Source organism: Sedimentibacter hydroxybenzoicus DSM 7310, assembly GCF_013403245.1.
In the GTDB taxonomy this organism is placed as follows: Bacteria; Bacillota; Clostridia; order Tissierellales; family Sedimentibacteraceae; genus Sedimentibacter; species Sedimentibacter hydroxybenzoicus.
Genome location: NZ_JACBNQ010000018.1, coordinates 40,931 through 62,322, shown reverse-complemented (window position 1 = coordinate 62,322; position 21,392 = coordinate 40,931). Strand labels below are relative to the sequence as shown.

Annotated in this window: 20 protein-coding genes; 2 read left to right on the top strand and 18 right to left on the bottom strand. The window is 34.7% G+C overall.

Annotated elements, in window-relative coordinates; translation table 11 throughout:
- Positions 1–141: 141 nt before the first annotated feature.
- From HZF24_RS13765 to HZF24_RS13725, 9 genes are all read right to left on the bottom strand, one after another.
- Positions 142–1,239, bottom strand: coding sequence for a PIN/TRAM domain-containing protein (locus tag HZF24_RS13765; protein ID WP_179238919.1), 1,098 nt, complete (start codon positions 1,237–1,239; stop codon positions 142–144).
- Positions 1,240–1,386: 147 nt separating this feature from the next.
- Positions 1,387–1,896, bottom strand: a complete 510-nt coding sequence (locus tag HZF24_RS13760; protein WP_179238918.1) for a CarD family transcriptional regulator — start codon at positions 1,894–1,896, stop codon at positions 1,387–1,389.
- A 178-nt stretch (positions 1,897–2,074) separates the two neighbouring features.
- Complete coding sequence (locus HZF24_RS13755) at positions 2,075–2,998, bottom strand: transketolase family protein (RefSeq protein WP_179238917.1); 924 nt, start codon at positions 2,996–2,998, stop codon at positions 2,075–2,077.
- Positions 2,998–3,810: a transketolase gene (locus HZF24_RS13750; RefSeq protein WP_179238916.1), complete on the bottom strand. Its 813-nt coding sequence runs from the start codon at positions 3,808–3,810 to the stop codon at positions 2,998–3,000. Before HZF24_RS13750 ends, HZF24_RS13755 begins: the two co-directional genes overlap by 1 nt.
- Before the next feature lie 49 nt (positions 3,811–3,859).
- Positions 3,860–4,510: a fructose-6-phosphate aldolase gene (fsa, locus tag HZF24_RS13745; RefSeq protein ID WP_179238915.1), complete on the bottom strand. Its 651-nt coding sequence runs from the start codon at positions 4,508–4,510 to the stop codon at positions 3,860–3,862.
- Entirely contained in the window at positions 4,511–5,284 is a 774-nt protein-coding gene (locus tag HZF24_RS13740) for a WecB/TagA/CpsF family glycosyltransferase (protein WP_179238914.1), read from the bottom strand.
- A 1-nt stretch (position 5,285) separates the two neighbouring features.
- Positions 5,286–6,338: a polysaccharide pyruvyl transferase CsaB gene (csaB, locus tag HZF24_RS13735; RefSeq protein WP_179238913.1), complete on the bottom strand. Its 1,053-nt coding sequence runs from the start codon at positions 6,336–6,338 to the stop codon at positions 5,286–5,288.
- Positions 6,335–8,482: a DUF5693 family protein gene (locus HZF24_RS13730; RefSeq protein WP_179238912.1), complete on the bottom strand. Its 2,148-nt coding sequence runs from the start codon at positions 8,480–8,482 to the stop codon at positions 6,335–6,337. The genes csaB and HZF24_RS13730 overlap by 4 nt, the downstream gene beginning before the upstream one ends.
- A gap of 20 nt (positions 8,483–8,502) precedes the next feature.
- Entirely contained in the window at positions 8,503–9,339 is an 837-nt protein-coding gene (locus HZF24_RS13725; protein ID WP_179238911.1) for a class I SAM-dependent methyltransferase, read from the bottom strand.
- Positions 9,340–9,530: 191 nt separating this feature from the next.
- Between HZF24_RS13725 and HZF24_RS13720 the strand changes: the two genes are divergently transcribed.
- Positions 9,531–10,019, top strand: a complete 489-nt coding sequence (locus HZF24_RS13720) for a hypothetical protein (protein WP_179238910.1) — start codon at positions 9,531–9,533, stop codon at positions 10,017–10,019.
- 108 nt (positions 10,020–10,127) lie between these two features.
- Complete coding sequence (locus tag HZF24_RS13715; protein WP_179238909.1) at positions 10,128–10,517, top strand: metallopeptidase family protein; 390 nt, start codon at positions 10,128–10,130, stop codon at positions 10,515–10,517.
- Positions 10,518–10,634: 117 nt separating this feature from the next.
- On the opposite strand, the gene HZF24_RS13710 is transcribed toward HZF24_RS13715, so the two are convergent.
- The 9 genes from HZF24_RS13710 to HZF24_RS13670 form a co-directional block, all read right to left on the bottom strand.
- The gene (locus HZF24_RS13710) at positions 10,635–11,249 is read right to left on the bottom strand and encodes a hypothetical protein (RefSeq protein WP_179238908.1); all 615 of its coding nucleotides are present in this window, start codon (positions 11,247–11,249) and stop codon (positions 10,635–10,637) included.
- Positions 11,250–11,252: 3 nt separating this feature from the next.
- Positions 11,253–11,879, bottom strand: coding sequence for a dephospho-CoA kinase (coaE, locus tag HZF24_RS13705; RefSeq protein WP_179238907.1), 627 nt, complete (start codon positions 11,877–11,879; stop codon positions 11,253–11,255).
- On the bottom strand, positions 11,866–14,610 hold the full coding sequence (polA, locus tag HZF24_RS13700; protein WP_179238906.1) for a DNA polymerase I: 2,745 nt from the start codon (positions 14,608–14,610) through the stop codon (positions 11,866–11,868). The genes coaE and polA overlap by 14 nt, the downstream gene beginning before the upstream one ends.
- A 128-nt stretch (positions 14,611–14,738) precedes the next feature.
- Positions 14,739–15,314 (bottom strand): hypothetical protein, encoded by a 576-nt coding sequence (locus HZF24_RS13695; RefSeq protein WP_179238905.1) that lies wholly within the window; start codon positions 15,312–15,314, stop codon positions 14,739–14,741.
- A complete protein-coding gene (locus HZF24_RS13690; protein WP_179238904.1) occupies positions 15,315–16,718 on the bottom strand; it encodes a sodium:solute symporter family protein in 1,404 nt (467 codons plus the stop codon).
- Between the two features lie 233 nt (positions 16,719–16,951).
- A complete protein-coding gene (alr, locus tag HZF24_RS13685; protein WP_179238903.1) occupies positions 16,952–18,106 on the bottom strand; it encodes an alanine racemase in 1,155 nt (384 codons plus the stop codon).
- Positions 18,107–18,187: 81 nt separating this feature from the next.
- Positions 18,188–18,493 (bottom strand): hypothetical protein, encoded by a 306-nt coding sequence (locus HZF24_RS13680; protein WP_179238902.1) that lies wholly within the window; start codon positions 18,491–18,493, stop codon positions 18,188–18,190.
- A 160-nt stretch (positions 18,494–18,653) separates the two neighbouring features.
- Entirely contained in the window at positions 18,654–20,081 is a 1,428-nt protein-coding gene (gene nhaC / locus HZF24_RS13675; protein WP_179238901.1) for a Na+/H+ antiporter NhaC, read from the bottom strand.
- Between the two features lie 105 nt (positions 20,082–20,186).
- Positions 20,187–21,365, bottom strand: a complete 1,179-nt coding sequence (locus tag HZF24_RS13670; protein WP_179238900.1) for a pyridoxal phosphate-dependent aminotransferase — start codon at positions 21,363–21,365, stop codon at positions 20,187–20,189.
- Between the last annotated feature and the right edge of the window lie 27 nt (positions 21,366–21,392).

Below are 21,392 nucleotides of genomic sequence, written 5' to 3'. Positions count from 1 at the left end.
ATAGATAAACAAAAAAATAAATAAGATACTCGCACGAGTACCTTATTATTCTTATACTTTTATCAAATTTTATACACAGGGACATTCCTTTAACCTATATTTCAAAGACTTTCCATTCTTAAAGGTGTGTCTCTCTTCCTATCAAACCGCTTTATTAATTACATTTTTTAGCTTTGCAAAAATCATTCTGCCTGCCGCCGTCTGAAGTACGCTTGTTACCGTTACTACAACCGAATCTCCTATGCACTTTTTGCCGCCTTCTACCACTATCATAGTACCGTCGTCCAGGTATGCAAGACCTTGGCCTGATTCCTTACCGTCCTTAACAACCATGACATTCATTTCTTCACCGGGTAATACAACCGGTTTTACCGCGTTCGCTAACTCGTTTATATTAAGAACTTCAACTCCTTGGAATTCAGCTACCTTATTTAAATTAAAATCATTTGTCAGCACTTTACCACCGAGCTCTTTAGCCAGCTTCAGGAGCTTCACGTCCACCTCAATGTTATCGCCATAATCCTTGGATTCAATAACAACGTGTACGTCATCATCCTTTTGAAGGATGTTTAAAATATCTAAGCCTCTTCTGCCTCTGTTTCTTTTTAAGCTATCCGACGAGTCAGCTATATGTCTTAATTCCTTAAGAACAAACTCAGGGATAACCAACGTTCCTTCTACAAAACCTGTCTTGCATATGTCCGAAATTCTTCCGTCAATAATTACACTTGTATCAAGAATTTTAGGAGACAGCATTTCTTTTTTAGAACCTTTATCTTGTTTTTTAACTGCGGCAGCTGCTTTTTTAAGATTAATCTGCGGCCACAGCATATCATCTTTCTTCCCGGTGGATATTTTAATTCCTAAGTATCCAAACATTAAGTATGACAAAATTGAAACAATCGTGCCCACGTATTTGATGTCTGAAAACGGCTGACTAATCAGAGCTGCAATTATAAATCCAACAATTAACCCAATTGCTCCCCAGATAATATCCATTATAGAAAATTTCAGTAATTCTCTTTCAAAAGCTCCTACTATACTAAGTCCGACCTTTTTGATTTTAGAAGAAAAAAGAAAAAATATGATTCCAAAAGCTATACTTATACCTAAAATTATTAATACATTTTGCAAACTTGTAAAATTAAGAAGTCCGTTTTGATTTAACAGTAATCCTACAAATGCACCAAACGATGCCCCCACAACAGCAATTACTGCTTTAATTATTTTATCAATCATATACTCACCTCCTTTTAAGTATACCCATTATTTGTTATAATATTAAATGTAACACATTTTTTATCGTTTGGCTATACCATTTTTATTAAATTATACGTAATTATTATTAATTTTTCCTTAACTTTGCAACAAAAAAAGAAATATGCACTAAAGCACATTGTCTTCCTGTGTTAGTGCATCTTCATTTATAATATTGTCCAAATAATCAGAAATACCCTTGCCGTCCTTATCAGTTGAAAGAGCTATTTCGCTAATCAACATTTGTTTAGCACTTACCAGCATTTTTTTCTCACCGGTTGACAATCCCTTTTCTCTGTCTCTGTACGTTAAATCTCTTACTACCTGAGCTACAGCAAATATATCTCCGGTCTTCATTTTTACTAAGTTGTCACGATATCTTTTATTCCAATTTGAATCGTTCAATACAGCAGCTTGCTTTAAAATATCATATACTTTTTCAACCATGTCTTTTTCTATAATATTCCTAAGCCCTATATTATTAACATTGTCTACCGGTATCATTAACTTCATTTCACCGATAGGCATCTTAAGTACATAGTAACTTTTGATTTCACCCAGTATTTCTTTTGACTCCATCGTTTCTATAACGCCGGCTCCATGCATTGGATATACTACTTTGTCGCCTAATTTAAACATACAAATACCTCCTAAATTATAGTATACACCATTTGCAAAGATATGTCAAATCGAATATTATACCCTGTTGTCCACATTATGTCAACATAAAATTATAATTTTTTTCAACATTTCGGGGACGGACCTTTTTGTGGCGGCAAGCCGCCACAAAAAGGTCCGTCCCCGAAATGTTGGTTTATTATACTATCTCTTTACATGCTTTTGCTATATATTCAGACGTCAAATGATATTTTTCAAGCAAATCTTTCGGTTTTCCTGATTCACCGAATGTATCCATTACACCGACTCTCTTAACCTTGACAGGATATGTGTCGGATAAAACCTCTAAAACAGCACTTCCAAGCCCGCCTATGATGCTGTGCTCTTCTGCCGTTACTATTTTTTTAGTTTCCATAGCAGCTTTTATAATTATTTCAGCATCTATCGGTTTAATAGTGTGAATATTGATTACTCTTGCATCTATACCTTCTTCAGACAATTTCTTCGCTGCCTTTAAAGCTTCCTGAACCATTAAACCGGTAGCGATTATTGTTATATCATCACCTTTTTTAAGCTCAACGCCTTTTCCCAATTCAAATTTATATGAATCGTCATAAACATCATCAACTGCCATTCTTCCCAATCTGATATAAACAGGGCCCACATATTCGGCAGCGCTTAATACCGCCTGTTCTGCTTCAGTTGCATCGGCAGGACTGATAACTGTCATGTTTGGTATGCTTCTCATTAAGCTTATATCTTCTATTGCCTGATGTGAACCGCCGTCTTCCCCTACGGTAAGACCGGCATGTGTAGCTGCAATCTTTACATTTAAATTAGGATATGCCACAGTATTTCTTATAATTTCGAAAGCCCTTCCCGCAGCAAACATAGCAAATGTACTTGCAAATGGAATTTTTCCGGCCAGGGACATACCTGCTGCCGTACCTATGAGGTTCTGTTCTGCTATACCTACATTATAGAATCTTTCAGGACTGACTTTTTTAAATTCTGATGTCTTAGTGGATCCGGACAAATCCGCATCTAAAACCACTATATTCGGATTGCTTGCAGCTAACTTTTTCAGTGCTTCTCCGTATGCTTCTCTCGTTGCCTTTGCCATTAATTGTCACCCCCTAATTCTTCCATTGCTGTGCAATACTCATCGTAATTCGGAGCTTTGCCATGCCAACCTGCCTTGTCCTCCATGAATGAGCAGCCTCTGCCCTTCGTCGTTTTGGCAATAATCAATACGGGCTTTTCCTTTATAGTTTTTCTTTCTTCAAATGCTTTCTCAAGTGAAGAAAAATCATGACCATCTACATGTATGACGTGCCATCCAAAGCCCTCAAACTTTTTATCTATAGGTTCCACACTCATAACGTCTTCGTTTCTGCCGTCTATCTGAAGTCCGTTATGATCCACGATAGCCGTCAGATTATCTAGCTTATAGTGATTAGCAAGCATTGCTGCTTCCCAGATCATACCTTCCTGTATCTCTCCGTCTCCCAACAGCACAAACACTCTGTTTTTTCTCTTGTCAAGCTTGAATGCAAGAGCCATACCATTTGCGATGGACAGACCCTGACCTAATGAGCCGGTTGAAGCCTCAACTCCTTTTAATTTTTTCATGTCCGGATGTCCCTGAAGCTTTGAATTGACCTGTCTCAATGTATTCATTAAATCCTTGCTCACAAAGCCCTTTTCCATCAGTGCTGCATATAATACAGGAGCGCCGTGACCCTTTGACAATACAAAACGATCTCTGTCATCATCATCAACGTCCTTTATGTTCATTTCTTTAAAATATAAATAAGTTAAAATTTCAACCGCAGACAGCGATCCTCCCGGATGCCCCGAGTTTGCCGCATGAATCATAGTCAAAATATTTCTGCGCATATTTTTTGCTATGACGCTTAATTCATCGTAGTTCATTTAATCCTCCTTAAGTAACAACATCGGAACAATTGTTCTCCTATCGTTTTTATCTATTGTTAACGCTGTTCTCCCAATCCTTTAAAAATTGTTCTATTCCTTTGTCTGTCAACGGGTGCTTTGTTAACTGCATCAACACCTTAAACGGAACTGTTGCAATGTGGCAGCCGTATTTTGCAGCTTCAGTTACATGCATAGGATGCCTTATGCTTGCTGCTATTATTTCAGTATCAATATCATAATTCATAAATATATTTGTTATTTCTTCTATCAGCTTGATTCCATCGTTATTAATATCGTCTAATCTTCCTACAAAAGGGCTTACATAGGCCGCCCCTGCCTTTGCTGCCAGAAGCGCCTGACCTGCCGAGAAAACAAGAGTAACATTTGTTTTAATTCCTTCATTACTTAAAACCTTGACAGCTTTCAGCCCTTCGTCAGTCATTGGAACTTTAACAACGATATTTTTATGAATTTTAGAAAGTTCAACTGCTTCCCTTATCATACCTTCAGAGTCTAAACTTATAACTTCCGCGCTTATAGGACCGTCCACTATATGCGTAATTTCACGAACAACCTCTTCAAATACTCTTCCCTCTTTTGCAATCAATGATGGATTTGTGGTTACTCCGCAAATAACACCCATGTCGTTTGCTATTCTTATTTCATCAACATTAGCTGTATCGATAAATAGTTTCATTTAACCCTCCTTTATTTCTTTTATAATATCTTTGCCTCTAAAGACAACTTTAATCATGAAAATCGGAAGCAATATTTGTCTCTTAATTCTTTTAGGTTCTTTTATTAATCTGTATAACCACTCAAGTCCTAACTTTATAAAAATATCGGGAGCTCTTTTTACCTTGCCGGCAAGTCCGTCTAATGTACCCCCGTTTCCTATGATTATCTTTGCATTAATCTTATCCCTGTTATACTCTATCCACTGCTCCTGCTTTTTAGCACCGAAGCCCACAAATAAAATATCCGGCTCTGCCTTGTTTATTTTATCCAATACTATTAATTCTTCGTCATCACCATTCTTACCTAAATGTGTACCCTTAAAATAACCGTGCTGACTTCCTGCAATATTGATATTTGGATATTCTCTATGGACATTTTCCATTGCTTCATCTGCAATTCCCGGCTTACCGCCTACAACGAAAAGCTTTAAATTATTTTCATTTGCTAACTTTAACATATTTACAGATAAATCATAACCGGCTACTTTTTCTTTTAAAGGGTGCTTTTTAATTTTAGATGCATATATTAATCCTATACCGTCAGGCACATTTATGTCAGATTTGTTTATTAATTCCATAAATTCTTCATCCTTATTACACATCATTACTATTTCGGTATTAGGCGTATAAATTATGTACTGTTCTTTGTTTTTTATTTTATCTTTAATTACGTCCATGGTTTCATTCATTGACATGTTGTCAATTCTAACACCCATTATACTTAATTTATCCATACTATATTTCCTTTAATATTTGATAGTTAACCTTAATTAACTCTCTTAATCTTGATACATTATCATAAAGCTTTTTTTTCTCAAAATCCTCATTATTTATTTTATCTATTATCTCGTTAAAAAGCAGTTCCTCATCAATATCGTCAATATTTGAAGAAACCTTCATGTTGACACTGTTAACAAAATGATCAACCTTGTGGTCGTAAGACACCGCCACAAAAGGTACATTTGCCGATGCCGCAAAAATCAATGAATGCAATCTCACTCCAACCAATACATCCATACCCTTAATTATATCAAATGCGTCATTGGTAGTAAGTCGTTCCTTATAATAAACAGCTCTTCCGCCGAGGTTCTTTTCGACTTGATCAATAAGCTCTAAATCTTCGTTATAGTAAAAAGGAATAAAGTAGCATTCGATATTATTTTCAATCAGCTTTTCTGCAACATTGCTTATTTTGCAGCTTACATCAGCATTTTTCCAGTTTCTTAAGGAAAAACAAACTTTTTTTCTACCGCTTGTTTTATTGACAAAATTTTCACCTGCCCTTAAATTTATGACAGGGTCTATGGATAAAAATATTTTATTTTTATCCAATCCCATTTCCTCCAACAGTTCCATCGAATGCTTATCTCTGACAGTTATGTAATCAACTAATTTTAATGTATTTTTTACTGCATTCTTGCTGTTTTCGTTAACCAGCGGTCCAATGCCCTGACTGAGCATAATTACTTTATTGTTCATCATCTTAGCTAATCTGATTAAAAACAGGTAATAATAAATGCTTCTTTTGCTTGTTATATCCTGCAGCAAGCTTCCGCCACCAAAAACAATAGCATCTGTACTCCTTAGCTTAAAAATAATCGAAAGCACGTTGTAGCGGTCTATTGTAGCTATGTTATATTTTTCGCTTGTTATTTCTTTGTTTCCTGATAAAACAATAATATTTTTTCTGTCGGTTATCTCCAGTATTTGTTTAAGTGCCATTTCTAATATTGCTTCATCACCTAAATTTCCAAACCCGTAATATCCCGCCAACAATATTTTTTTCACTTAAACCTCTCCTGTAATCTTAAGTATATTTTATGAAGTACGTCCATTATTATCACTGCAATTACACCCACAACTATTCCAAAGCCTAATGCAATCACTGTTCTTGCCAATGATAAATATATAGGAGTTCTCAAATGTGAAAATGTGTTAACTATTGAAGAAGTCCCCATAGCAGCTGCTAACATGAAAATTCCCGTAAAGAACTCCGATTTTTTTCCGGCTGCGTAAACTGCGGCAAAAATTGCAGGAAACGCAATAAGGAATTCCTTAGTCCTCGGTCTTGCCAATAATACATATTCCATAAAGTTTCTTGAAATCATTTCGATGCTTGAAGGCTGAACGTTCGTTTCGTGCCCTGTTCTTGAAATATAAATATAAGCTGCGGCACCTATAATTCCAACTATAATTCCGTAATAGATTTTTACCTCTTTATTCAAAAATCTTGCGGTAGTTTTAACAACACTTTTAACTGATTCATCTTCCTCTTTATTCATGAAATAAATTATGAACATCACCAAAAAGATACCAAAAGGAAGTATTTGTGCAAACTTAACTCCTCTGAAAATATCCATCTCAAGGAAATATTTCACATCCGCAAGCATTGCATCAAGAAAGATTGCGCCAGCCAGCGAAATAATTACCGCTCCCGTCAATATCAGTGTTGAATATGAAATAATATTTATAAATGAATATTTTTTTGTATCCACATATATTTTCTTAATCTGAATAATATAAAAATATATTCCCAGACCTGAAAAAATTACTGCGGCGGCAAATGCAAATCCTTTTTCGGCAATGCCTCTTGCAACAAGAGGTATGAATGCTGCCGGGACTGCAAACAAATATAAATAGCTTGCCCTTGAGTCTTTTATATTAAACATTTTGATAAACAACAGCACTGCTGCTAAAGTTATACCAAAGGCTAAAACAGATAATCTCTTTGAGCCCACATGAAATTCTTTCATCGACTCAGCCTTGCCAAGCTTGATATTGTGCTCGCTTAATCTGCTTTCCAAACTGCTGAAGGTTCTTTCATATTCTTCGGCATCAGTTAAATACTTAGCACTTTTCTGTTCTTCAAAGAACGGCTTAAAATAAATTGCTCTTATGTTACGCTCAGTTATTGCCCTGAACATTGTGTTTTCAATTTCTTCCGCACCTTCATAATTGTAGTATTTGTTTCTTTCTCTTATGTAATCCCACATGGTGAAGACTCTCATAGCGCTGTAGCCGGATTTTTCAACTAACTTATTTAACCCCTTTCCGTCTAAATGCTCTCTTTGAGTAGAGTTCTCTATCAGAGCTATCGCAATGTTGTTTTCCTTAACATAATCCAATAAACTTTGCTCATTTTCGGGATATCCCAAAACTTCCTTGCTGCCAAGCAGATATATCCGAGGCTTCAAATCGTATTTCTCGTTTGCCGATATGTATACATCTGTCAATTTTTCATTATATGTAGGAAAATTAATAGGTCTTAATATGACGTCCAGACCGGAATCCTTTATAAGATTTATTTTTTCTTCATCATAGCCTATTCCTATGTTCAGCAGTCTTGAATCGGCCACAATCTTTGATTCGTAAACTCCTTTTCCTTCCAGATCCCAAACTTTCTGAATATCAGAGTAATATATATCATCATTTGTACCCTTTAATACTATATAATAATCATCGTTCATATGATATGTATCAAAAAACTCATTATCGTATCTTTCTGTTAGCCCGCTGTTTAAATAATCAAATAATGATTCGTCCCGTGTCGTTATAAGCACATCGTTGTTTTTTATGACGCCTTCATCAACCATTACTGAAATCTGTTCGTTGTAATCATTCTGCCAGTTGTAATTCTTTATCATCTCCGATACAATTTCAGCTCTCAGGGGCTTGCCTGATTCAATTAAAAGCTTAACAGTTTCTTCCGGTACCGCAACCGACTCAGCACCATACTTTTTAAATTCTCTCAGCCACCAGTCTAAATCTTCTTCCGAGCTGTCGGCAAATTTTTTCATTTCACTGTAATCCAATATAATCTCTGCCGTTTTATATTGCTTTTCTATTTCTACCCTTTGATAAACTGTATAAATACCTACTAAAAGAGATAATGATATTAACACTAAAACAATTTTATCTATTTTTAATTTCATTTTAACTCCCCACTATAAATTTATTTTCTTAAAACACATACAACCATTTTAACAAGAAATTCTTTTAATCCCGGTAACTTTGCAGGATACCTAAATATATTCCTTAATGGCTCCTCAGAATAATACTCTACTTTGAAATCGCTATTCTCTATTATTTGTTTTGCCCTTTTTATTGTCATTTTATTAATATACGAAAAATATTCGGTTCTGTCTGCTCTCTTACCGATTCTGAACTCAATCCTCTCATTACCGTCGGGTAAGTCCTTAACCAATTCCTTATATGTATTTATCAAAGTTTTTTCTCCGAAGAACACATGAACCCAGGGCATCCCTATCGCATCACTTAAATGAGCACCGTAAGGATGATTATACGGAGGAAAATTCAGGTATAGTCTACCGTTCTTTTTAAGAATTCTGTAGCATTCCTTCAGAACCTTTTCCGGCTCATCCACATGCTCCATTGCATCATTCATTATGATGGTATCAAAATATTCGTCTTCAAATGGAGTGCTTGAAGCATCCGCACCGACAAATTCAAATTTACTCTCCATGCCGTACTTTTTTGCCAATTCCTCGGCTTCCGGCTTATATTTACCTAATATCTCAACACCAACGATTTTTTCAACTCCCTTGGAAGCATAAAAAATTGTTTTGCCCGCAGCACCGCAGCCAATATCCAAAACAACTTTGTCCTTAAACATTTCATCAACATCGGTATGCTTCAAATAAAATTTGATTGTTTCAATACCCTTTTCATATTGCCATTCTGCATAGGTTTTTTTTCCTTCATTGTTTAAATTAAAAGGATGTACGGGCAGCTTGAAAAATTTATTTACTGTCATACATAATTTCTGCATATTTTAACCTTCTTCATCAATTTTTTATTCCTTATGAATTATAACATTACAATCGGCTAAATTCAATGATTTGTTTATTCTTATTGGCAAATTGTGCTACCACTTTAAAGTCGATTTTTGTTGAATAATTTACTATTTTAATATAAAATATGTTTAACCTGTCTTCATCATATAATTAAGGGAGTGGTAATTTGAAAAAAATTCTGATTTTTACAGTTGTACTGTTACTGACTTTAACACCGGTTATTTTTGCCGTAGCCGGAGATTCAAACGACCCTATAGTGGTATTGAGCTATTTAAACGATCGTATTAACAGTTTGATAAAGGATTATGGCTTAGAAGACGTTCAGACAATTAAAGAGAAAGTAGATGATCTAAGCACTGGCGGTACATCAACAGGCTCAGGCGCCACTGCAAGCTTAGAGGTTGTTGAAATTAAAGATGGTGAAAGATTGATAGGCGGAGCCGGAACAGAGCTTATATTAAGAGGCGGAAAGGCCACTATTATCGGAAGCGAATTAGGCGGTCTTGCTAATATTACTGTGGGCAAAGATTTTGTTTCAGGCATGGAAGCAGTTCCTAACAATCTGATGATAGTTCCGAGAGATGACGGCAGAGGTGTTTACACCGATACATACGCTGTTTTCATGGTAAGAGGTACATACGAAGTTATAAAATAAACGATTCTATAAAAAATCAGCGGGAGGCTCATATAACTCCCTCTGTTTTTTATTGTAAAATCAATAATTTTATAATATAATATTGATAATATTTATGAGGATACAATTATGATTACAATAAATGAAGTACAGGAAATATTGGATGAAATAGCTGAGGAATTTCCCTCCGAACTATATAAGGATTTGAATGGAGGTATAATTTTGCTGCCCCAAATTAAGCTGCATAAAAAAAGTGTTGATGATGACCTTTATGTTATGGGCGAATACCGCAACGAAAAGATTTCCGGAAGATATATAGTTGTGTACTACGGCTCGGTGGAAAATCTTTATGGCAATTATTCAAGAAGCAGGCTGAAAAATAAGCTCAGGGCAATTGTAAAACATGAATTTGTACACCATTTTGAATCATTGGCAGGAGAAAAACACCTCGAAATAGAAGATGAGCATCAATTACAGGACTATCTCCGAGGTAAACAGAAAAAAAACGACGGAAAATAAAAAATTCTTTTCAAGGGGTCCTAATCAGTAGTAAGTATTTACGACCTCTTAGAGTAAGGCGAATTAGAAAGTTAACCGTCCAAACTTTAAACAAGTTGGACGGTCGTAATAATTCTTCTATTTAACTAATCTTTCAATTATTTCCACAAATTCATCGGTGGCCGAGTATCCCTGAAGCTCTGTTTTGTTATTTTTCTTGCTGAATTCATTGTAATACTTTTCCTTGATATATACTGTTTTTTCTTCAATATCATAATATAAGTCGAAATTATATTCATTTTCGTCCTTAATAAACAATTTACGGTCTTCAACGATGAATTTTGCATCAACCCAATAATATCCGCTTTCCTTTAAAGGCAACTCCTTAACTTTATCTGCTGCATCGGATTTAATGAGATTGTCAAATAAACGCTTTACATCATTAGCTTTTTCTTTATCTTCAGTATTGGTTCCATCAATTATATTAAGCTGAATGATATTTTCATGCTGATTGGAATATCTGATGCCATCGTTAGAATAAACACTGTAATCGACATCTGACACACTGTTAACCGATCCGGAAATTTGAATTATTTTTGAATTTAATGCTTCTTCTACAACACCTATATAATCATTTTTCTTAAATAATTTAAACACCAAAACAATCAAAACAACAAGTATTAAAAGCAATAAGAAAATACGTCCGTAATTAATCCTTTTCCTTTTTGAATACATATTTCGCCGTCTTGCCATAGCTCACCACCCTATCCCTTTTATTTTAAGAAGCCCTTTTATTTTAATTCTAAGGTCCTCAATTGTACCTTCATTATCAATCACTTCATTTACCATTGATACCTTTTCATCAATAGGTATTTGCTTTTTTATAATATTTAATACATCCTCAGGATTTTTATTTTCTTGTATGGCTCTTTTTTTCAATCTTTCAATCTGAATTTCGGGACTTACATATATTAACCATATTTCATCAAATTTCAATTCATAATACTTATTTTGCTTTATATTCTCAAGTATCAAAGGAATGTCTAAAAATATTACTTCATCCTCATTTTCATTTATTGCTTTGTTGATTTCAGCATGCACATAGCTGTGAACTATTTTGTTCAAAATATTCAGCTTCTCAGTGTCATTAAAAACTATTTTCCCAAGTTTTTGTCTGTTTATCGTACAATCTTCATTTAATATTTGCTTGCCAAAAACTTCCGTAACTTTCTTATAAAGATGGCTGTTAACTTCATATCCCTCATGGACTATTTTATCAGAATCTATCACTTCAAAACCAAGGCTCTTTATTATGCTGACCGCCGTTGATTTGCCGGTACCGATACCTCCTGTAATTACGATAATTCTTTTATTTTGCTTCATACCAACTTCCGCCCACATTAATGTCTGATTCCAGTCGAACACTGAAGTTGTCAACTACATTTTCCATTTCTTCTTTTATAATTACTTTAACTTCATTTAATTCTTCCGCAACAGCTTCTACTATAAGCTCATCATGAACCTGCAATATCAGCCTCGATTTCATATTATTGTCTTTTAATTTTTTATAAACTCCCACCATTGCTGCCTTTATAATATCTGCAGCAGTACCCTGAACAGGAGTGTTGAGGGCTATTCTTTCACCGAATGAGCGGATATTAAAATTTCTTGATGATAATTCGGGAATATATCTTCTTCTGCCAAAATACGTTGTAACATACCCGTCCTTTTTCCCAAATTCAACTATATCCTTCATATACTTATCTATATTTGAATAAAACGAAAGATAATTTTCTATATATTGCTTGGATTCTTTTCTCGGTATGTTCAAATCCCTGCTCAGTCCGAAGTCGCTGATTCCGTATACTATGCCGAAATTAACCGCCTTTGCTCTGCTTCGCATTATGGGGGTAACATCCTCAACCGCCACATGGAAAACCTGTGAAGCGGTCTTTGTGTGTATGTCTTCATTATTCAGAAATGCATCTATCAAATTTTGCTCATTTGCAAGATGGGCTAAAACTCTCAATTCGATCTGGGAATAGTCTGCGTCACAAAGCACATAACCCTCCTCTGCCACAAAGGCTTTTCTTAGCTCTCTTCCTTCATCCGTTCTGGTGGGTATGTTTTGAAGATTTGGTTCAGTGCTTGAAATTCTGCCTGTCGCAGCAATTGTTTGATTGAATACCGAATGAACTCTTCCAGTCTTTTTATCTATTACATTTTTCAACCCTTCAACGTATGTAGAGTTCAGCTTAACCATTTGCCTGTATTCAACTATTGACCCGACTATTTCATGCTCGGATTTAAGTCTGTCAAGAACCTCTGCATCTGTCGATACACCCGTCTTTGTTTTCTTTATAACCGGAAGTCCTAATTTTTCAAACAATATAACGGCAAGCTGCTTAGGAGAATTGATATTGAATTTTTCTCCTGCCATTTCGTATATTTCTTTTTCTAAATACTGTATCTTCTCATTGAAATGTGTCCCTAAGGATTCTAAAACTTTTAAATCGAGCTTGAAGCCCACATATTCCATATAGCCCAAAACTTCAATCAAAGGAAGCTCAATATTTTCATACAGCTCATTCATTTGAAGCTCTTTTATTTCTGTTTTCATTAAGCTTTCACACCTGATTACGGTGCTTAAATAATTATATATATATTCTTTCTTTTTATCCAAGTTCAATTCTTTAAACGATATTTTTGACCTTCCGGTTCCCAATATATCATTTTCGGATAACAATTCTTCCTTTAAATATTCATAGGCAATTTTGTCTATTGCATATGAACTGTCAGAAGGATTCAACAAATATTTTCCTATTTCGGAATCAAATGAAATACAATTTAATTCGATTTTCTGTTTCATCAAATAAATAACTTCATTTTTAAGTCCGTGACCAATTACAGATATTTCATCGCTTTCAAAAATATCTGTAAAACTGCTCAATATTTTTTCTTCACTTATTTTATCTGAGTCTATATAATAAATTTCTGTGCCGTCAGAAATTCCAAGAGCTATAAGCTTGCTGTACAAAGCCCTGTCACTATCCAACAGAAATTTTATTGCTGCTTTTTTACTTTTGTTTATATTATTTACTATATTTTTTATATCGTCTTCGGCTTCTATATAATTAATTCTTACGGAATTTTTATTGACAATTGCATCACTGTTTTTATTAGTAATTGCATCGCTTTTATCATCACCATTATCGAATAGGGACATCTGAGTTTCTGTTGCACTTTGAACTTTTTCTTCAGCTATTTTTTTCTTGAACGTTCTGAATTCAAGCTCGTCATATAAGTCAGATAACTTTTTGTAATCAGGCTCCATAACCTTGTATTCATCAAGGTTAAAATCAATGGGAATATCGGTTATAATGGTTGCAAGCGTCTGACTCATATATGCCTGCATTTTGTCATTTTCAAGCTTTTCTTTCAATTTTCCTTTTATATTATCAATATTTTCATACAGATTATCTAAATTATTATATTCTTGAATGAGTTTAAGAGCGGTTTTTTCACCTACTCCCGAAACTCCCGGAATGTTGTCTGACTGATCTCCCATCAATGCTTTTAAATCTATAAACTGTAAGGGCGTTATTCCATACTGGTTATTCATTTCTTCAACATTCATTTCTTCAGTATTTGTAACACCTTTTTTAGTTAAAATAACCTTAATGTTTTCGTCTATAAGCTGCAAATAATCCTTGTCGCTTGTAACTAAGTAAATTTCATCCACCAATTCCTTGGCTGCATTTGCAAACGTACCTGCGACGTCATCAGCTTCAAATCCGTCTATTTCCACACATTTTATGTTATGAATATCCAATACGTCTCTTATAAGCTGAAACTGTTCCACCAATTCATCCGGTGCCTTTGCCCTTTTTGCCTTGTACTCCTTGTACTGCTCATGTCTGAAGGTCGGCTTTTTAGGATCAAAGGCAACACATATATACTCAGGAGAATATGTATCTAAAAGTTTATACAACATGCTCAAAAATCCATATACTGCATTTGTATATTGTCCTTTTTTTGTTTTCAAAGGAGGCATAGCATAAAAAGCCCTAAACAATAAGCTGTTGCCGTCCAATATCATAATTTTATTATTCATGTTATCGCCTCGTATCAATATTAAAGTTCTTATTCTTTTAATTATAACAATTTATTACAATCGGGTAAAGTTATATTTTATAAATTAAAAAACAGATAACCAAAGCCAAGCTAAGGTTACCCGTTAATCTACTGAATAATATATTGATTATAAATATTGTTAAATGTATCAGAAACAATATTGCTTTGTTTAAGTATATTATTGTATAACTTCTCCAATTTATCATTAAATTCATTGTAGTCAAAATAATAGCTGCCGCTTCTAAACTTGTCAATTACATTTAAATATTCTTCAATATTAGATATTAATGGATTTATTTCTTCCATACATAACATATTTTCCTGATATTTAAATTCGAAATTATTCAATTTATCAATACTTAAAACAACATCACTTTTTTTCTTATCATAATCCTTCCAAGCCTTTGTATCGAATTCATATGTATTACCTTTCGTGTTCTTATCAATAAAACGTGCTATTTCTGTAAATTTTGCAGCCAATCTGTTGTAATCTTTTATTACATCATTATATTCACTTGCAAATTCGTTGTTATTTTTAGCTTTTTCTAAATTATTTATACTACAAGAGGGAAGAATTAATATAATAAGAAATAATATTAATATTTTTCTATGCTTTAAGCATACGCCCCAAATACTTCTATTTGGTGTCGGTCGCTTATACTGTAAGTGCAATAACAATTTCATCTAATTCGCCTTAAATGTTACCCTATCTTTAAATATAGAATTAAAAATCAATGCCGAAATAAATGCAACGATTACAGATGCATAAGTTTCTGTTAATGCCTCATGTATAGGGAATGATCCCGTAACTGATTTATATGCTACCCAGAACACACCTACTACGCCGGTTGTTACCATAGCGTAAACAGCTCCTTTTTCTGATGTCCTCTTTGCATAAATGGCCAATAACAATATAACAAAAATCGAACCTCTGATAGTATATGCAAAATATACCATATCCAGTATCATTGTACTTCCATACATAAATATTGAAAGAATAATACATACTAACCCTGCAATTCCGGTGGATATTCTGGATACTTGCAGTACTTTTTTGTCATCAGCATTTTTATTAATTTTTCCCTCATATAAGTCTTTTGTAAACATCGTTCCTGCTGCTAATATTATAGGTGAAACAGTTGATAATATTGCCGCCATAATTGAAGCCAATACAATGCCGCCTGCGACCGGATTAAGGTCCATCATAAGAGTTGGAAGTGCAAGTTTAGCATTAGCTAAGTCAGGATACTGTACCTTTGCAGCCATTCCAAGAAGTGCTGTTAAAATGCCAAACGGGGCTACCGCTAAAGCCGTTACAACTGCAGCTTTTTTTGCAACATTAACATCTTTTGCCGCAAGTATGGGTTGAATCCCTGCTTGAGCTGTACAAGCTCCCAATATTGAAGCAATAATCCATGATGAAACTTTCGGCACACCTATTCCAACCATTGAAAAGTATGGATTTGCAGGCAACGCTCTCTGTAATCCTGCCAATCCTCCGGTATTAGCTCCAACAAGTATCAAAGCCAACAATGTACCGCCGTACATAGCTACTAAGTGCATTATATTTGTCGATGCCACCGCGTTCATACCACCTGCCAAAGTATAAATAATAAATCCTATTCCCAATATGATTACTGAAATATTATAGTCCAGTCCAAGTACTGTAACGCCAAGTGTGCCTGCAGCAATTATCTGTGATGTTCCAACCATTACCATAACAAATGTCAACATTACACTTGCTACGGTTCTTGCATTGGTACCAAGAAATTTTTCTACAATTCCGGGAACCGTAACTGTTTCCAAGCTTCTATATAATTTAGCAAAGAATAGTGCTAATACCATTACACCGATTCCATTTGCTATTGAATACCATGAACCGGAAATTCCATAGGTAAATCCGTATTCTGCTATACCTGTTGTAGATGTTCCTCCAAGCCATTCTCCTGTACCGGCAGCTACACACATTAATACACCTAAACCTGCCCCATGAAATGAGTCGGAACTTTTAGATTGCTTCATAGAATACATTCCAATTCCAATAGTTAGTGCAAAATAAATAAGAATAATTAAAAACTGTACAGACATCTTGTATTTCTCCTTTATTGTTTTAATTTACTATGAGTTATGCAAGATATATGCCAAATCTCTTGCTGTTGAAAGTTTGTAAATTGAATATTGATATTTCAACAATATTTCATAATAAATCGTTTTAGTATATTACATGTTTAATTGTTATACATGATTTTTGTCTATATTTTAAACATCACCGTATTAAGAATTTAACCTGCACATATTACTGATTTGAGAATACTTTCTTACTAATCCATTAAATAATCTACAGTCTTACATATATTGTCACCCTTTATATATACCCTGGGTGTTCTTCTTGATATTCGGCTTAATATTTCCCCTCTGGTCACATCTAATAGTTGTGATGCTTGTTCAATAGTGATAGAACCGTCCTTTCCATCTCCAAAAATAATAACTTCATCGCCTATTTTTACATTAGGAATATCAGTCAAATCTATCATACATTGATCCATACAAACCCTTCCTACTACCGGAGCCTTTTTGCCGTTTACGATCATGTATCCTAATCCTCCGCTAAGTTTTCTGGAATATCCATCTGCAAATCCAAAAGGTAATGTTCCAATCACAATATCTCTGTCCGCTTTCCACACATAACTATATCCAACACCTTCACCTTTCCTTACATTTCTGATACTGCATATTCTTGTTTTTAATGTTAATGCCTGCTTAAAGAAAAAGTTTTCTTTATATGGCTTTATCCCATAGAGGACAGTGCCAGGCCTTACCATATTAAACCGATACTCAGGATATTCTATAATTGCTATACTTTCACATAAGTGTTTATATTTAAATTTATAGCCTTTTGATTCTATTTCTGAAATTGCCTGGATAAACCTTTCATATTGCTCTTTATCGTCCTCTTTACTTGCCTGAGCCAAATGAGAAAATATTCCTTCTACACATAGATTCTTTAACTCCAATATTCTCATTATTTCTTCAATGCTTTCTTTTTTATGTTCATATCCCAATCTATGGAGTCCCGTATCATATTTTATATGAACAACCGGCTTTTTATTGATATGTTTACCAAGTTCATCTAATATTTTGGCTTGTTCTATTGAGTAAATCGTTTGCACAATATTATTATCTACAACATAGTGTAAAACCTCATTGGGAGTATGTCCCAAAATAAATAGTTTATAATCTTTATAAAGCTTTCTTAATTCCAGTGCTTCCGTCAATGTGGCCACTGCAAGATAGTCCGCACCGTTTTCTATCATGATTGGTGCTACTGCAGCTGCTCCATGACCGTAGCCATCTCCCTTAATAACAGTCATCATAGCTACGTCATTTCCGATCATTTCCTTTATTGTTCTTACATTATGTGCAATATTATCAAGATTTATTTCTGCTACAGTATCTCTTAATATTTCATAATCCATTATTATATCCATCCTAGTTTTACTTTTATAATTGATATATCTATAATTCTACTATCACTTAATAAGCTATTATTCAGTTTATTAAAACTTCCTATGGGTAAATCTTCCTAATAACGAACTAACAATAATAATCCCTATGCTGACAAACCATGTTTGCAAACCTTTATTAAACAATACAAGATTGATTCCTGAAAACATCAGCATTACACTACCAATCAAGCATATAATATTTTTTAATTTTTTGCTAAATCTAAAAATATCTAAAAAATATATAATGGATAATTTCAGTCCAAGCATGGCTATCAATATACCTACTATGTCAGCTATTATTAAGTAAGAACTAATACCGGCATTATTCTTCTGTGAAAAAAAATAATTAAAGTCCACCTTTCCTCCTCTAATATACAATCTAACAGTATGATTAAACTCTACATAACATCTTATTATTTCCGGATAAACTCAATAACTACAGCTTGATGATGATAGGAGAAGAAATACACAGTCTTTTTCTTCTCCTATTATTATCCTCAAATTGTTTTTATAAAGGCTAAACTCCTGTTAAAGCTTCCTTTCTTTCTAAATCCGCAAGTTCTTCATCAGTATATTTCTTCATTGAGAATCCTGTGAATCCGTAAATTATAGAAACTATTGGGGTAAGGTAATTTACGAAGCAATAAGGAGCATATACAACTGTTGGAACTTGCAACATAGTGGCAGTGTATACACCGCTTCCACCCCATGGAATCAAAGGTGCTACCAATGTTCCTGCATCCTCCAAAACTCTTGAAAGGTTTTCAGGTTTTAATTTAAACTCCCTGAATAACGGTGACATTAAGGTTCCAGCCATAACGTGTGTAAATGCCATTGAACCGCCAACCGAAAGGCCCAATATACATATTACAATAGTATTAACAACAAGAACTCCTACAGATTTAATATATTCAGTAAGCTTAGTTACAATAGCAGGTAACACACCGGATACTCTTAGCATACCTCCCAATCCTAAGCCTGCTATCATAATAGTTGCTAACTCTTGCATACTTATAATACCGCCACGATTTAATAGATTATTTAAAAATTCATTTCCGAATTCTCCTGAAAAACCGGTATACAAAGTAGCTGCGGAGTAGTTTAGCGTTTGACCTTGATATAAAGCAGCAACAATTACTCCAAGTACGGCGCCAATCAAAATAGATGTAACAGGGGATTGTCTCATTATCAGAAGTGTTATAACAACTATTGCAGGTATATATACAACAAAGCCTACCTTGAATATTCCTGATATTGCATCCATTAAACCTTGTACACTACCCATATCTGCGCTGCCAGAACCGTATTTAAAACCGAACACAAGAAAAATAATTGCCGAAAGTACATAGGTAGGCCCGGTAGTATAAACCATATGTTTTATATGAGTTATAACGTCTGTACCGGCAACAGCAGGACACATATTTGTAGTGTCCGATAATGGCGACATTTTATCACCGAAAAAAGCTCCGCAAACTACAGCCCCGGCTGTCATTCCGGCAGGAATTCCCAAGCCTTCACCGATTCCCATACATGCTAAGCCGGCTGTAGCAAGTGTTCCCCAAGAAGTACCAGTAGCAAGTGAAACGATAGAGCAAAGAAACAAGGCTGTAATCAAGAAAAATGTAGGTGACATTATTTTTAAGCCCAAATAGATCAATCCGGGAACTGTCCCCGATGCTATCCAAGCTCCTGTTAATGCACCTACTGCTAATATAATCACAACCGCTTCGAAACCTTTTCTTATCATCTCAAAGCCACCATCTTGCAGTTCAGAATATGGTATTCCAATTTTTTTAGCAAATGGCACAACAAGTAACCAGCATAAAAATAATAAGGTTGGTAATTTAATCTTGTAAACAAGTATTCCGATCATCATTACAGCAACTATTAGTCCCAGACATAAGGAAGCCATACCAAACGTCATCTTTGATCTTTCTTTTTCCATTGAAATCCTCCTATTTTTAATGGTAATATCTCTATGATATTCCTATTAGTTTATGTATAAGGGTTGTTCTTCTCCCCCTTATTTACATCATGACAATAAGCTATACTATTTATTTCTTAACTTATTCAAAGCTGTCATCATTCTTTCCATCCCCTGTTCAATTTCTTCATAAGATGCAGAGAATGCAATTCTTATATGACCTTCACCGGCTGCTCCGAAAGCAGATCCCGGAACAATAGCCACTCTCGCTTCGTGTAAAAGGTGCATACATAGTTCTTTTGAATCAAGACCAAATTCTTTAACGGATGGGAAAATATAAAAAGCACCCTTCGGTCTGACATATGATATCATATTCTCATCAAAAAATTTCATAATCAAACGTCTTCTTCGGTCAAACTCCTTCACCATATCCTCTACGCAATTCTGCGAATCTGTTAATGCTTTTGCTGCTCCAATCTGTACAAATGTATTGGGACAACTTACCATGTGCTGATGAAGCTTAAATATGCCTTTATAAAGTTCCTTAGGGATAATAAGATACCCTATTCTCCAGCCATCCATAGCATATGTTTTCGAAAAGCTGCCTATAATAATGGTTCTCTCCTTCATTCCCGGAGCTTTTGCAATAGGTAAATAATCAACATCATCATAAAGAATTTTATCATAAATATCATCTGCTATAACTATAAGATTATGTTTTATTGCCAACTGAGAAATTTTAACAACTGTCTCTTTATCAATAACTTGTCCTGTAGGATTATTAGGAGAAGTCAGAATTATGGCCTTAGTTTTAGGAGTAATATATTTACCCAGAACCTCCGCTTTGACAATAAACTCATCTTCATCGCTAATAGGAACGCTTACCAGCTTAGCACCTGCCAAGAAAGATAAACCTCCATAATATACATACATGGGCTCCGGTGCAATAATCTCATCCCCCGGATTTAATATCCCCTGTAAAGCAGAATATATTGCTTGAGAAGCACCTACTGTTGCAATAACCTGACTAGGTTCAAATTGCAATTGATAGTCTTCATAATACCTGCTGCAAACTGCTTCCTGAAAAATTAAAGATCCGGCACTTGGAGTATAATGTACAAAACCCTTGTCAAGAGCTTGTTTTGCAGCTTCCTTTATGTGCTCCGGGGTATCAAAATCCGGTCTCCCCACTGTAAAGTCAGCTACTTCAACACCTTGCTTTTTCAATGCACTGGCTTGTTCCAGAACCTCTCGTATTTTCGATGGATAAATACCATTGGTTCTGTCAGCGATTAGTAAAGTCATTTTTTTTACCTCCAATAATTTAATATT

What these genes read in the sequence shown, in the direction of transcription:
- HZF24_RS13765 (WP_179238919.1), bottom strand. Translation starts at nt 1,239, where the DNA reads ATGATTGATAAAATAATTAAAGCAGTAATTGCTGTTGTGGGGGCATCG.
- HZF24_RS13760 (WP_179238918.1), bottom strand. Translation starts at nt 1,896, where the DNA reads ATGTTTAAATTAGGCGACAAAGTAGTATATCCAATGCATGGAGCCGGC.
- HZF24_RS13755 (WP_179238917.1), bottom strand. Translation starts at nt 2,998, where the DNA reads ATGGCAAAGGCAACGAGAGAAGCATACGGAGAAGCACTGAAAAAGTTA.
- HZF24_RS13750 (WP_179238916.1), bottom strand. Translation starts at nt 3,810, where the DNA reads ATGAACTACGATGAATTAAGCGTCATAGCAAAAAATATGCGCAGAAAT.
- fsa (WP_179238915.1), bottom strand. Translation starts at nt 4,510, where the DNA reads ATGAAACTATTTATCGATACAGCTAATGTTGATGAAATAAGAATAGCA.
- HZF24_RS13740 (WP_179238914.1), bottom strand. Translation starts at nt 5,284, where the DNA reads ATGGATAAATTAAGTATAATGGGTGTTAGAATTGACAACATGTCAATG.
- HZF24_RS13730 (WP_179238912.1), bottom strand. Translation starts at nt 8,482, where the DNA reads ATGAAATTAAAAATAGATAAAATTGTTTTAGTGTTAATATCATTATCT.
- HZF24_RS13725 (WP_179238911.1), bottom strand. Translation starts at nt 9,339, where the DNA reads ATGCAGAAATTATGTATGACAGTAAATAAATTTTTCAAGCTGCCCGTA.
- HZF24_RS13715 (WP_179238909.1), top strand. Translation starts at nt 10,128, where the DNA reads ATGATTACAATAAATGAAGTACAGGAAATATTGGATGAAATAGCTGAG.
- HZF24_RS13710 (WP_179238908.1), bottom strand. Translation starts at nt 11,249, where the DNA reads ATGGCAAGACGGCGAAATATGTATTCAAAAAGGAAAAGGATTAATTAC.
- coaE (WP_179238907.1), bottom strand. Translation starts at nt 11,879, where the DNA reads ATGAAGCAAAATAAAAGAATTATCGTAATTACAGGAGGTATCGGTACC.
- polA (WP_179238906.1), bottom strand. Translation starts at nt 14,610, where the DNA reads ATGAATAATAAAATTATGATATTGGACGGCAACAGCTTATTGTTTAGG.
- HZF24_RS13695 (WP_179238905.1), bottom strand. Translation starts at nt 15,314, where the DNA reads ATGAAATTGTTATTGCACTTACAGTATAAGCGACCGACACCAAATAGA.
- HZF24_RS13690 (WP_179238904.1), bottom strand. Translation starts at nt 16,718, where the DNA reads ATGTCTGTACAGTTTTTAATTATTCTTATTTATTTTGCACTAACTATT.
- alr (WP_179238903.1), bottom strand. Translation starts at nt 18,106, where the DNA reads ATGGATTATGAAATATTAAGAGATACTGTAGCAGAAATAAATCTTGAT.
- nhaC (WP_179238901.1), bottom strand. Translation starts at nt 20,081, where the DNA reads ATGGAAAAAGAAAGATCAAAGATGACGTTTGGTATGGCTTCCTTATGT.
- HZF24_RS13670 (WP_179238900.1), bottom strand. Translation starts at nt 21,365, where the DNA reads ATGACTTTACTAATCGCTGACAGAACCAATGGTATTTATCCATCGAAA.